Annotated in this window: 12 protein-coding genes and 1 riboswitch; of the genes, 8 read left to right on the forward strand and 4 right to left on the reverse strand. The window is 44.1% G+C overall.

Annotated features, from left to right (window positions below; all coding sequences use genetic code 11):
- Positions 1-5 precede the first annotated feature (5 nt).
- Positions 6-560, forward strand: coding sequence for an MFS transporter (locus JCM16418_RS16775; protein WP_036651225.1), 555 nt, complete (start codon positions 6-8; stop codon positions 558-560).
- A 235-nt stretch (positions 561-795) separates the two neighbouring features.
- Here JCM16418_RS16775 and JCM16418_RS16780 read toward each other — a convergent pair whose 3' ends face one another.
- Together JCM16418_RS16780 and JCM16418_RS16785 are read right to left on the reverse strand one after the other, a co-directional pair.
- Complete coding sequence (locus JCM16418_RS16780; RefSeq protein WP_036651228.1) at positions 796-2145, reverse strand: Nramp family divalent metal transporter; 1350 nt, start codon at positions 2143-2145, stop codon at positions 796-798.
- 194 nt (positions 2146-2339) lie between these two features.
- Positions 2340-3074 (reverse strand): ZIP family metal transporter, encoded by a 735-nt coding sequence (locus tag JCM16418_RS16785; protein WP_036651231.1) that lies wholly within the window; start codon positions 3072-3074, stop codon positions 2340-2342.
- Positions 3075-3225: 151 nt separating this feature from the next.
- A riboswitch (cobalamin riboswitch) is annotated at positions 3226-3429 on the forward strand.
- 151 nt (positions 3430-3580) lie between these two features.
- Between JCM16418_RS16785 and metE the strand changes: the two genes are divergently transcribed.
- Positions 3581-5875, forward strand: coding sequence for a 5-methyltetrahydropteroyltriglutamate--homocysteine S-methyltransferase (metE, locus tag JCM16418_RS16790; protein WP_036651234.1), 2295 nt, complete (start codon positions 3581-3583; stop codon positions 5873-5875).
- A 98-nt stretch (positions 5876-5973) separates the two neighbouring features.
- On the opposite strand, the gene JCM16418_RS16795 is transcribed toward metE, so the two are convergent.
- The gene (locus JCM16418_RS16795; protein ID WP_036651236.1) at positions 5974-6705 is read right to left on the reverse strand and encodes a peptidylprolyl isomerase; all 732 of its coding nucleotides are present in this window, start codon (positions 6703-6705) and stop codon (positions 5974-5976) included.
- A 198-nt stretch (positions 6706-6903) separates the two neighbouring features.
- Between JCM16418_RS16795 and JCM16418_RS23905 the strand changes: the two genes are divergently transcribed.
- The 5 genes from JCM16418_RS23905 to JCM16418_RS16805 are packed head-to-tail and all read left to right on the forward strand — an operon-like array spanning position 6904 to position 8680.
- A complete protein-coding gene (locus JCM16418_RS23905) occupies positions 6904-7461 on the forward strand; it encodes a hypothetical protein (protein WP_052020447.1) in 558 nt (185 codons plus the stop codon).
- 5 nt (positions 7462-7466) lie between these two features.
- Positions 7467-7832 carry a hypothetical protein gene (locus JCM16418_RS16800; protein WP_052020449.1) on the forward strand — a complete coding sequence of 122 codons (366 nt, stop codon included), beginning with the start codon at positions 7467-7469 and terminating at the stop codon, positions 7830-7832.
- Positions 7833-7860: 28 nt separating this feature from the next.
- The gene (locus JCM16418_RS25030; RefSeq protein WP_156327228.1) at positions 7861-8007 is read left to right on the forward strand and encodes a hypothetical protein; all 147 of its coding nucleotides are present in this window, start codon (positions 7861-7863) and stop codon (positions 8005-8007) included.
- A 56-nt stretch (positions 8008-8063) separates the two neighbouring features.
- Positions 8064-8237, forward strand: a complete 174-nt coding sequence (locus JCM16418_RS25035) for a zinc-ribbon domain-containing protein (protein WP_156327229.1) — start codon at positions 8064-8066, stop codon at positions 8235-8237.
- 2 nt (positions 8238-8239) lie between these two features.
- The gene (locus JCM16418_RS16805; RefSeq protein ID WP_036651239.1) at positions 8240-8680 is read left to right on the forward strand and encodes a hypothetical protein; all 441 of its coding nucleotides are present in this window, start codon (positions 8240-8242) and stop codon (positions 8678-8680) included.
- 70 nt (positions 8681-8750) lie between these two features.
- Here JCM16418_RS16805 and JCM16418_RS16810 read toward each other — a convergent pair whose 3' ends face one another.
- Positions 8751-10031, reverse strand: coding sequence for an ArsB/NhaD family transporter (locus tag JCM16418_RS16810; protein ID WP_036651242.1), 1281 nt, complete (start codon positions 10029-10031; stop codon positions 8751-8753).
- A gap of 355 nt (positions 10032-10386) precedes the next feature.
- Between JCM16418_RS16810 and JCM16418_RS16815 the strand changes: the two genes are divergently transcribed.
- The gene (locus JCM16418_RS16815) at positions 10387-12090 is read left to right on the forward strand and encodes a glycoside hydrolase family 13 protein (RefSeq protein WP_277912096.1); all 1704 of its coding nucleotides are present in this window, start codon (positions 10387-10389) and stop codon (positions 12088-12090) included.
- Positions 12091-12347: the final 257 nt, after the last annotated feature.

Genomic DNA, 12347 nt, shown 5'->3' on the forward strand with positions numbered 1-12347 from the left:
TTTACATGAATATACGTTGGCTGATCCGTTCACAAAGCATCATGACCTTAGCCTCAGGAATGATTTATCCTTATTATTTATTGTTTCTGAAGAACCTCGGCAACAGCTATTCTAAATATGGACTGGCTTTTGCCGTGTTTACGATAAGCTCAGCTGCTTGTTCGCAGTGGCTCGCGCCGCGTCTTGATCGCAGCGGAATGAAGATGATGATTTGGAGCGCTGTGGGTATGATGGTGGCCATGGTGGCGTTTCCTTGGGTGGAGTCTTACCTATGGGTAATCCTCCTTCAGGCCGGAATGGGATGTTGTAGTGCTATGCAAAAGATGAGTGAGCGACTACTTCTCGCGGATTATACGCATATAGGTAAACGTGGGCCTGTTATCGGCTCCTATCATTTCTGGACATCAGCTGCATCAGGGTTTGCGGTCCTGCTGGGTGGTTACTTGATCGACTGGTTGACGATCGATGTGTTGTTCTATTTCAGTGCGCTGCTATATGGCCTTAGCGGGTGGGGTGTTTGGAAAATATACCGAAGAGGTAGCTTACACAAGGTGAATTGAGCAACTATTAATCCGGCTACTATTTCGGAGAACGAGAGGCAGTTGTAACACTGTAATAGAGGTGGACAATCCATCCGCGTAGCGTTCAATTTTTAACTCGATACATTAGACAAGCACCGTTACTGGCGTTGAGCTATATAACTATCAGTTTATTATGGTGATCATCATGAAAGCTGCCCCGTAGCCATTTGGCTTGAGGACAGCTTTTTTTGTTGTATGTACTAGAGCAAAATGATTATCCAAAGAACGTTCCGTACAGCAAATAGATATTCAGTAGCGCGATGATAATGGCGATTACCCAAGCAAGAATCTGTAACCATCTCGGTGCAGTATGTGGGCCCATCTTCGCCTTGTTGCCTGTGAATTGCACCAGCGGAATAACGGCGAAGGATAGCTGAAGGGATAGTACCACTTGACTCAGAATGAGCAGGCTGCCTGTCGCTTGTTCACCCGCAATACCAATAACCAATACGGCTGGAATAATGGCAATCGCTCGGGTGATGAGGCGGCGCAGCCAAGGAGCGAGACGGATGTTCAGGAATCCTTCCATGACAATCTGTCCGGCAAGCGTTCCTGTTAGCGTAGAATTCTGTCCGGAAGCTAGTAAAGCAACGGCGAATAGAATACTAGCAATTCCTGTTCCAAGAAGTGGCGTGAGCAGATGATATGCATCTTGAATTTCAGCCACATCGGTATGGCCGCTTGTGTGGAAGGCGGCTGCTGAAAGAATCAGTATAGCCGCATTGACAAAGAGAGCTAGCATAAGCGCAACCGTGGAATCAATCGTTGCGAAGCGAATTGCCGACTTCTTTCCCGTAACCGTATCCTCGTAATTCCTTGTCTGGACGATGGAAGAGTGTAGGTACAAGTTATGAGGCATGACGGTAGCACCTAGAATACCGAGTGCGATATATAGCATTTGTGGATTTGTAATGATTTCGGACCTTGGAATGAATCCAGACATGACACCGGAAAGTTCAGGCTTGGAAAGGAATAGCTCAATCCCAAAGCAGAGTGCAATCGTAACGAGCAGTGTAATGACAATGATCTCAATATACCGAAACCCTTTATTTTGCAAAATAAGAACAAGTAGCACATCAACGACGGTGATCAGCACGCCCCAGATTAGTGGTAATCCGAACAGAAGCTGTAAGGCAATTGCAGATCCGATGACTTCAGCCAGATCGCAAGCAGCGATGGCTATTTCGCAAAGTATCCACAGGGCGAAATTAACAGGTTTACTGTAATGGTCGCGGCAAGCCTGAGCTAAGTCTCTCCCTGTTGCGATACCAAGCCTAGCGGATAACGATTGTAGAACGATAGCCATCAGATTGGAGATCAGAATAACGGATAGAAGCGTATAGCCGAATAAGGCTCCTCCTGATAAGTCGGTGGCCCAGTTACCTGGGTCCATATAGCCGACGGCTACAAGGTATCCCGGTCCCACAAAGGCGAGGAATTTGCGAAATGCGCTTCCCTTTGTAGGAACTCGGATGGATTTGTATACTTCTGGCAAACTCGGGGTGTTGCCTTTTTTTCGCCAGCCCGGATCTGGATTAGGTTTTTCTTGAACCGCAGGGTCCATGTTTGTCTACCTTCTTTCTCTAGGGAAATAATGTTGCCTCAGGACAACTTTTGGAGCAAAAAAATAATTCCGTCTCGTCGTATAGGATTGAGAATAAACTAACACGAATAAGGTTGCCTTGCAACATAAATTTTTCCCTAGGGCAATAATTATGGTATTTATTTGAATATAATTTTTATTTGATTATGACGAATTTAGTTCAGTAGTTCTGTCAGGGCTATCATCACAAGCAGTCCCAGTATAAATGAAAATGTCGAGGCCCTTTCGTTACCGTCTCCATGGCTCTCTGGGATGAGTTCTTTATACACGACAAAGAGCATCGCACCTGCGGCAAATGCAAGCCCATAAGGAACAACGGCTGTAAAGCTACTGGTGAATTGCAGTCCAATCCAGCATGCGAACAGTTCAAGTACTCCCGTTAGAGTAGCTAGCAGTAGTGCGATATCTTTTCGCATGCCGTGGGTGATCAAGTATAGTGCGGTCAGAAAACCTTCTGGAATATTTTGAAGACCGATGCTAAGTGCAACAATGGTTCCTAAATCTTGATTGTTACTTCCGTAGCTGACGCCTACTGATAAACCCTCAGGCAAATTGTGGAGTGCCATAGCTGACAAGAATAGAAGGGAGCTTGTACCTCCGCTAGAGGAAGTCCTCTGAGAATGTTCCAAATCATTATGCGGAATAAGCAGCTCCAGGATCGTTAGAATAGCCGTTCCTAGCAGCGTTCCAATCGTCAGAATCCACAAATTAGATAGTTTTAATGCAGAGGGAATTAATCCGTATGTAGAAGCTGCTACCATGATTCCAGCCGTGAAGGCTAGCAAAATATCACGCCCTCGATGTGTCATATTAGAGAAAAATACAGCGGGAATTGCCCCTGCTGCGGTACATAGAGATGTCGCTAAACTTCCTAAGACAATCGTATTCATTCGAAACCTCCTAAGGATGGTACAACTCTCTTTTACAAATCATAAATATGTTCAAGCTCTCTAAGCTATTCATGAAAATAATTCCGACTAAACATATTGCATATTAAAGTGGTATAAGGTATGATTCGACTTAATATTAAGCGATGTAAAATTGAATATTGTGGGAATAGGTGCTCTGATATACAAGTGTATATCACGAGCTTAAAAGGGAAGTCCGGTGTAATGCCGGCGCGGTCCCGCCACTGTAACAGAGGAGTTTATCTCAATGAAGGCCACTGATCCGCCAGGATTGGGAAGGCAAGCAGATAAACGTTGATTCTGGAGCCAGGAGACCTGCCTGTTCTGACAGCACTGCTTTACCTACGGGAGATAGGAAGGTGTTAAGATGACGGCTGACGTATGTATATGGCAGGCATCTTTATCCTTTTTTTCGATAGGGGTAAAGATGCCTTTTTTGCATTTCATAGATTCATAACATGGATAAGAAAACATTAGGGAGGCACATAATGAGCGCATTGAAGAGTAGTAACTTGGGGTATCCGCGCATTGGAGCGAATCGCGAATGGAAGAAGGCACTGGAGGCTTTTTGGGCAGGGAAGTTATCTGAGGAAGCATTCACGAAGGAACTTGAGACCATCCGCCTTCAACATTTGAAGAAGCAGCAAGATAAGGGCATTGACTTGATTCCAGTGAACGATTTCTCATGGTATGATCACATGCTAGATACGGCGGTCATGTTTGGACTCGTTCCTGAGCGTTTCGGTTATGAGGGCGGCGTAGTTCCTTTGAAAACATACTATGCGATGGCTCGGGGAAATCAAGGAGCGACTGCTTGTGAAATGACAAAATGGTTCAACACGAATTATCACTACATCGTACCTGAGCTGGACGGGGCTGAACCTGTGCTGACGGAGAACCGTCCGCTTACTGCTTATCGTGAAGCTAAAGAGAAGCTTGGTATTGAAGGTAAACCTGTACTCGTGGGCCTATTCACATTCCTTAAGCTGTCCAAGGGATATGATACAGATGCTTTGGATGAAGTCATCCAATATTTCTTACCTCTATATACTCAAATTCTGAAAGAACTTGAGCAGGAAGGTGTGAAGTGGGTTCAGATCGATGAACCGATCCTTGTCACATCGCTAACGCAGGAAGATGTGGCTCGAGTAGAAGCGATTTATAGCGCGCTTCGTGAAGCTGCACCAGGGATTCAAATCATGCTGCAAACGTATTTTGAATCTGTTGAGCATTATGCTCAAATCGTAGCTCTACCCGTACATGGTATTGGAATTGATTTCGTACATGGTGGGGAGCAGAACCTGAATGCGATTCAGACACTTGGATTTCCAAAAGATAAGGTTCTAGGAGCGGGTATTGTAGATGGACGTAACATTTGGCGCACGGATATTGAAGCTTCGCTCGAACTTCTTACGAAGCTCGCTGAGGTTGTTCCTTATGAGCGCATCATCGTACAGCCTTCTAGCAGCTTGCTCCATGTCCCAGTAACAACCGAACCTGAAGTGGCATTAAATCCGGTTCTGAAGAACGCGCTCGCGTATGCGGATGAGAAGCTGGATGAGATTGCACTTATTGTCCGTGCAGTGAACGAAGGTAAAGAAGCGGTAGCTGCTGAAATCAAGAGTGCTACAAGCGCTATTGAGGTACTAAACAGCTCTAAAGAGCGTAGTCGCACCGATGTGCAGCAAGCTGCCGCTCAGGCTCATGAGCAGCCTGCTTCAAGAACAAGCAGCTTTGATGTTCGCAAGGGAGCACAGCAAGCGCGCTGGAATCTGCCATTCCTGCCCACAACAACGATCGGAAGCTTTCCACAGACGGTTGAAGTTCGTCAGGCTCGTCAGAAATGGAGAAAAGGCGAGTGGGATAGCGAGCAATATGACGCATTCGTCCGTGATGAAATTAAGACATGGATGGACTTGCAAGAGGATATTGGAATTGATGTACTTGTACATGGTGAGTTTGAACGTACGGACATGGTTGAATTTTTCGGAGAGAAGCTAGATGGATTTGCGTTCACCAAGAACGGATGGGTGCAATCCTATGGCTCACGTTGCGTGAAGCCACCAGTGATCTATGGAGATGTCGCTTTTGTAGAAGCGATGACGGTCAAAGAAAGCGTGTATGCTCAGTCTCTAACAAGCAAGCCTGTTAAAGGGATGTTGACTGGACCGATTACGATCCTAAACTGGTCATTTGTACGTAATGATCTTAGCCGTGAGCAAGTGGCTTATCAAATTGCACTCGCATTACGTGAAGAGGTAGAAGCACTGGAGCAAGCGGGTATTGAAATGATTCAAGTGGATGAGCCTGCTATTCGTGAAGGTCTGCCGCTGAAGGAAGATCAGAAACAACCTTACTTGGATTGGTCTGTATTTGCTTTCCGTTTATCTACATCGACTGTTAAAGATACAACGCAAATCCATACACATATGTGCTACTGTGAATTCCATGACATGATTGATTCGATTCGTGACCTAGATGCGGATGTCATCTCAATTGAAACATCACGTAGTCATGGAGAATTGATTTTTAGCTTTGAAGAGTCCACCTATAACAAAGGCATCGGCTTAGGTGTATATGACATTCATAGCCCTCGTGTGCCTGAAGTGGAAGAAATGGTATCCATGATTGAACGCGCACTACGCGTATTAGATCCTGAACTGTTCTGGATCAATCCTGACTGTGGTTTGAAGACTCGTGGTAAGGAAGAGACAGTGGCTTCCTTGCGCCGCATGGTTGAGGCTGCCCAGCAGGTACGTAAGGCTAGTCAAATAAAAGCCTAGTACTTATCAAGCGATATAAGAAGAAATGGTTATAAAAAAGACTCTCCCTCAAGCAGCATGCGCTACAGGGAGAGTCTTTTTTGAGTGAAATTAGAAGCTTATTTCTGTGTGATCGTGATTTGATCCATCGTAATTTTCTCTGTCGGATGGCTCTGCTCGCCATTAGCAACTTCAACCGGAGTTGCGGCAATTTTCTTCACGACATCCATACCCTTCGTGATTTTACCGAAAATCGTATAGTTGGGTTGGCTATTCAAACCCATACTGTCATCTCCAGTACAAATGAAGAATTGGCTACCGTTCGTATTTGGACCCGCATTAGCCATAGCGACAATACCGGGCTCGTACTTGTACGTGGTCTTCTCATCCTCGAAAGAATATCCAGGTCCACCCATACCGGTTCCTTCTGGGTCTCCCGTTTGAATCATGAAGGATTCAATGATGCGGTGAAAAATCACACCATCGTAGAAGCCTTGTTTTGCAAGAAACACAAAGTTATTAACGGTCTTTGGAGCATCCTTAGCATACAATTCAATCGTAAAGGATCCTTTGGATGTCTTAACTTCAGCTTCGTAGTTCTTAGTTTTGTCAATTTCCATAGCTGGTGGCTTGTCCCAGCTCTTCTTGTTGACATCTTCAGTTTGCGCAGGAGTCTTCGTTTCAGATCCAGTTCCTGCTTGAGTTTCACTTCCACTTCCAGTTTCAGTCGTAGTTCCGGTTTCGGCTTTGTCTTCCGCTGCTGTTTTTTTGTCATTGTTTCCACAGCCGCCGACGATAAGTGCTGCCGCTACAAGTGTAATAACCGGAAGAGATAGGTATTTGAATTTCATGTAAGACACTCCTTTGTGCAATCTTGTTTTATCATATCTGTATTTTGACAGAAAATCCAGCAGGCTAATAGTCATTCAAACTTATGTGTTCAGAGAGGCTGAGGACCTATGATCATCTGATCAGTGAAACCTAACGTATATATAAACGTCTATAATATAAATAAGTTCGCCTAATATTTGGAGACGGAGGGATCCGCCATGTTTGAAGAAATAAATGAACGCATGATTCAATTAAAAGAAAATAGGCGTAATCAGGAGAGATGGACCCAGAGGTTAGAGGAGCTCGATCGTGAACTGAAGCAGCTTGAGGGTGAAGCGGATACATGGAAGGCTAGGCTTCATAAGGAAGAGAAGGATGTTGAACGTTTAACGTCGGCTTCCCTAACGGGTTTGTTGTTCAGCTTAATTGGTCGAAAGGAAGAGAAGTTGGAGCATGAACAGCTTGAAGTACTTGAAGCGAAGGCGAAATATGACGCTGCTATACGCTCTCTAGAAGACGTGCGCGCGCAGAGGGATGATATGCTCCGGTTACTGCAAACGGTGCGTTATGCGGATGTAGAGTACCAGCAGGTATTTCGAGATAAGGAACAGATGCTATTACGAGGTAACCGTGAACTTGTTGATCTCTCGGAGCGGCGCGCTTCCTTGACGGTGCAGATGAAGGAAATGAAGGAAGCTGTTCAAGCAGGCAAGGTCGTACTGAGCGATCTTGAGTATGCTGAAGATAGCTACATACTGCTAAGAGCTGGGGGATAGGCGATATGCTGGGAGGGGGTATGATCTCAACTCATATGAAGCATAGCAATATCGACGACGCAATGGATCGGATTCATGATGCACAGAACAGCTTGAATCGGTTCGGTAAAGAACTAAAGGATGTACAAATGGTGCTGCAAATCGACATTGATATCGGTAGCTTTCTAAAGTTTGCAGACTACTTCTGGGATGGATTTATTTCCGATTGGATGGTGCAGGGAAGAATCAATGATACGCTATCTAAGGTACAAGATAAACGTTCTGAGGTTCAAGGCATACTTCGTGAGTTAGAAGGTGAATATATTCGAAATCAATCGCAAATGCAGGATATCGAGCGCAAATATAACTCGGTTATTGAACTAGCCAATTAGTCTAATGGGGTAGTGGAGGGCGATAATAATGAGTTTTTTTGATAAGTTAAAGTCCGGTGTGACTGAAGCAGGTAACAAAGCGAAGAATGCGGTAGAAATCAATCGATTGAAGATGCAGAACAGCTCCAAACAGAAGGAAATAGAACATTCTTATCAACAAATTGGCAAAAGGTAGCTGACTCTTTATCAGCACAACGAGATCCAATATGCACTCGCGAAGAAGTTCAACCTATGATGGATCAAATCCATCGGCTCCAAGATGAAATAGAGTACAATCTGAATCAAATCAATCATGCTACAGATGAGAAACAATGCACCTGTGGTCAGGTAGTTCCTGTCGGAGCGAGATTCTGTCCTGTGTGCGGTAAGCCTTTTATTGAAATCGAACGGAGGGAGGAATTATAGCCATGCAACAATTTTCCATCGTTTTGCGAGAACTTCGCAAATGGTATGAATTGTTCCGATGGTACCCCGTGCTTGCGTCTTATGAACTGATATTGTTATTTGGCGGTTTGGGTGTGCTATTTCTAGAAGCATTGTTATATGCTGTGTTGCCGGGATCTTCGTATCATGCGCTTGATATTATGTTTAATGTGATCCCGCTTGGGATTATTGCTCATTATGCATTCTGGGTGGGGGCATGGCTGACTCTAGCCTCTAGCAATATTAAATATCTTCCCTATGCACTCTGGATCAACGCATTACTGATTTTGTTCCCTTTCCGAAGCTTTAGTCTCGGAACGCTCGTCTCTGCACTGGTTTATGCGGTTCTGGGCTACCTATTATTTAAATATACGGCTTCATCCTATTCCTCTGTTACTTCTGCTAAAAGAACACATCAGGTGTAAATACGATGCTGTAAAAAAATAAAACAGGCTCAGGGGCATACACCCCTGAGCCTGCTTCAGTTGTTGTGAGTTATATTAAATAACGTAAATATACGTATCCACTTGCTATAACAACAGACAAGATCATAAGTGGAAATCCATATTTCATAAATTGCATAAATTTCAGTGGATGACCTTCCTTACCGGCAATTCCGGCTGCAATTAGATTGGCGCTAGCACCAATTAAGGTACCATTGCCCCCAAGACATGCTCCGAGTGCCAGGCTCCACCATACAGGCTCGAGGTTGCTGACACCCATATTGCCCATATCTTGAATCATTGGAATCATGGTCGCTACGAAAGGGATATTGTCGATAAAGGCAGAGGCAATCGCACTTAGCCATAGTATCAGCATCGAGGTTGAGGTTACATTTCCACCTGTTAATTCAATGGCCTTCTCCGCAAGTGACTTAATGACACCTGTCTCAATTAATCCACCTACGAGCACGAATAGCCCGACGAAGAAGAAAATGGTAGTCCACTCCACTTTGGTGAGTGCTTCTTCTAACTTATGCTCGCCTGCCAATAGCAGTAATATAAAGGCTCCTGCCAGTGCAACCGTCGCTGACTCGATATGAAGCGTCTGATGAACAAAGAATCCAATCATCGTAAGACCAAGAATCACTAAGCATTTTACAAGTAATGTACGGTCACGAATTAATATCGATTCATCGGTTACCATCAAGGCTTCCATCCGATCGCTAGTTGTCCGTAGCTGTTTGCGGAACAATAGAATGAATAGAGGAATATATACGATTAAGATGATGATCACGATCGGTGCCAAATTCTGAATAAAAGCATTAAAAGTTAATTCCTTGACTGCACTACCAATCATGATATTAGGGGGATCACCGATCATCGTGGCTGTACCACCAACATTAGAAGCTATGATTTGAGTAATGAGATAGGGCAGAGGTTTGACGTTCAGCTGCCGTGTAATACTAAATGTGATTGGAATCATGAGTAAGATTGTCGTCACGTTATCTAAGAATGCTGAACCGATCGCGGTAATAAGCGTTAGCGATATAAGAATCGGAACGGGTTTACCTTTTGCCATTTTTGCGGCTTTAATCGCAATATAGTTGAAGAGTCCTGTCTCCGCGGTAATGTTGACGATAATCATCATACCGATCAGCAGTCCAAGCGTATTGAAATCAATGTGGTGGATTGCCTTTTCCTGACTAACAATACCGACTACGACCATGAGTACGCCGCCAATCATGGCCACGATCGTACGGTGAATTTTCTCCGTAATAATAAAAGCATACACAATTAGAAAAATACCTATCGCTAATATGGTTTGTTGTTCCATAATACCTCCTGAATATTCCGTTTATTTACTTACTTATGTCCTAAAGTGCTTTAGGTAATCCGAACTTGATCCTCCTTTCAGGCCAACCGAAAAGAAACTTCAATGTACGGACCCCATCCACAGGGGCTAAGCAAACAGAATGAACAGGTAAAAAAGGCAAAAAGAGCCCGTACATGACAGGCTCCTCCGGATAATATCTATTTAATTGACCATTAATTGCATGAAATAGGCTTCATACTGAAGCGAAAATCCAAAACATGTTTAAGTTAAGTATATAGTGTACGCAAAAACGTGTAAAGCTTACAAGCTAATCTTATTTATGGAAGCGAACCATGCGCAACCGAAAAGGAGCCGGATGATGAATAAAAAGTGGTGGAAAGAAAGTGTAGTATATCAAATTTATCCAATTAGTTTTATGGACTCGAATGGAGACGGAAAAGGCGATCTACGGGGCATTATGTCCAAATTAGATTACTTGAAAGATCTAGGTGTGGACATGTTATGGATCTGCCCGATATATAAGTCCCCAAATCATGATAATGGATATGATATTAGCGACTATTGCGCCATTATGGACGAATTTGGCACAATGGAGGACTTCGATCTTTTGCTGAAAGAGGCTCACTTACGCGGCATGAAGATCATGATGGACCTTGTGTTGAATCATACATCGGATGAGCATCCTTGGTTTATCGAATCGAAGGCGTCGAAGGATAATCCGAAGCGTGATTATTTCATCTGGCGCAAAGGAAAGAACGGAGGGCCACCGAACAACTGGGAGTCTTATTTCAGCGGATCTGTATGGCAGTACGATGAATCAACGGATGAGTACTACTTACATTTGTATTCCAAACATCAACCCGATTTAAACTGGGAGAATCAGAAAGTCATCGATAGCATGCATGAAATGGTGGAATGGTGGTTGAAGAAAGGGGTGGACGGATTCCGCTTTGATGCGATTGCCCATATCGTCAAAGCCGTAGGTTTGCCAGATGGTGCGAACCCTTTAAAATTGCCGACTGTTCAGGCATACGACCTCTTTTCAAACTTAGAGAATGTGCATACCTTGCTGAAAAACCTATATGACCGCGTGCTTTTCCACTACGATATCATGACGGTGGGGGAAACGTCGGGACTTGGGCCGGAGCAGGCGCTGAGCTATGTTGGCGATACTCGTAACGAGCTGAACATGGTATTCCAGTTTGAGCATATGTTTCTAGATGCACGATCTACCGGAACGGGAAAATGGGATGTTGTCCCTTGGAATTTACTCGATCTGAAGAAAATCATCAGTCACTGGCAGATTGTCATGCATGAGCAAGGCTGGAATGCTAACTATTTATGTAACCATGACCAGCCGCGCTCTGTTTCGCGGTTTGGAGATGATCAAGAGTACCGTGTAGAGTCTGCGAAGATGCTGGCCACATTCCTTCACATGCTAGAAGGTACGCCTTATATTTATCAAGGTGAAGAGATCGGAATGACGAATATTGCATTCCAATCGATTGATGATTATCGGGATGTAGAAACGCTAAATTTCTACGAGCAATCGATGCAGCGGGGTATACCGGAAGAGAAAATTATGCAGGCTCTCTGGCACAAGAGCCGGGATAACGCGAGAACGCCAATGCAGTGGAGCAACACGGAAGAGGCGGGCTTTACGACAATGGGAGGCGAACCTTGGATTCGGGTGAATTCCAATTATCCTCTGATCAATGTAGAAGCGGCAGTGAAAGATCCCAATTCCATCTATCACTATTACCGCAAACTCATTGCCTTGCGCAAGCAACATGAGGTTATTGTGTATGGGTTATATGAATTGTTGTTACCATTAGATGAAGAAATCTATGCCTATACGCGGACGCTAGAGGATCAACAACTTCTTGTGATCTTGAATTTCTTTGGGAAGGAAGCCGAGTTTAAGCTGCCAGAAGGTATCCAAGTGGATACGAAAGGTTTATTAATATCGAATTATCCAGTTAAATCAGGCGAAGATATCTCGACGTTTACGCTTCGCCCATACGAATCCAGAGTATATCTCACGACAATTCAGAGTTGACTTAAAGCTTGTCGATTTGGTACATTAAATTCATCCTAAACCAAGAGGAGAAATTTTGATGACGGTGAACGTTCTTAACTAACCAAACTCCATACAGACTGTAATGAAGAGGTACAATTAAAGTTTTGCCTGTAGAGGCAGCTTTATTTCTTAATGCCTATTTACGGTCGTGGAAATAGTTAAGAACACGCGAAGCATCAAACAGACTCTTGGGCTGTTTTATTCTTTGTTATCGATATAGTGTAGATGAGGAGTGT

The sequence above is a fragment of the Paenibacillus pini JCM 16418 genome (assembly GCF_000576305.1).
Classification (GTDB): Bacteria; Bacillota; Bacilli; order Paenibacillales; family Paenibacillaceae; genus Paenibacillus_AQ; species Paenibacillus_AQ pini.

What these genes read in the sequence shown, in the direction of transcription:
- JCM16418_RS25035 (WP_156327229.1), top strand. Translation starts at nt 8,064, where the DNA reads ATGATGGATCAAATCCATCGGCTCCAAGATGAAATAGAGTACAATCTG.
- JCM16418_RS16785 (WP_036651231.1), bottom strand. Translation starts at nt 3,074, where the DNA reads ATGAATACGATTGTCTTAGGAAGTTTAGCGACATCTCTATGTACCGCA.
- JCM16418_RS16815 (WP_277912096.1), top strand. Translation starts at nt 10,387, where the DNA reads ATGATGAATAAAAAGTGGTGGAAAGAAAGTGTAGTATATCAAATTTAT.
- JCM16418_RS25030 (WP_156327228.1), top strand. Translation starts at nt 7,861, where the DNA reads ATGAGTTTTTTTGATAAGTTAAAGTCCGGTGTGACTGAAGCAGGTAAC.
- JCM16418_RS16780 (WP_036651228.1), bottom strand. Translation starts at nt 2,145, where the DNA reads ATGGACCCTGCGGTTCAAGAAAAACCTAATCCAGATCCGGGCTGGCGA.
- JCM16418_RS16800 (WP_052020449.1), top strand. Translation starts at nt 7,467, where the DNA reads ATGCTGGGAGGGGGTATGATCTCAACTCATATGAAGCATAGCAATATC.
- JCM16418_RS16775 (WP_036651225.1), top strand. Translation starts at nt 6, where the DNA reads ATGAATATACGTTGGCTGATCCGTTCACAAAGCATCATGACCTTAGCC.
- JCM16418_RS23905 (WP_052020447.1), top strand. Translation starts at nt 6,904, where the DNA reads ATGTTTGAAGAAATAAATGAACGCATGATTCAATTAAAAGAAAATAGG.
- JCM16418_RS16805 (WP_036651239.1), top strand. Translation starts at nt 8,240, where the DNA reads ATGCAACAATTTTCCATCGTTTTGCGAGAACTTCGCAAATGGTATGAA.
- JCM16418_RS16810 (WP_036651242.1), bottom strand. Translation starts at nt 10,031, where the DNA reads ATGGAACAACAAACCATATTAGCGATAGGTATTTTTCTAATTGTGTAT.
- JCM16418_RS16795 (WP_036651236.1), bottom strand. Translation starts at nt 6,705, where the DNA reads ATGAAATTCAAATACCTATCTCTTCCGGTTATTACACTTGTAGCGGCA.
- metE (WP_036651234.1), top strand. Translation starts at nt 3,581, where the DNA reads ATGAGCGCATTGAAGAGTAGTAACTTGGGGTATCCGCGCATTGGAGCG.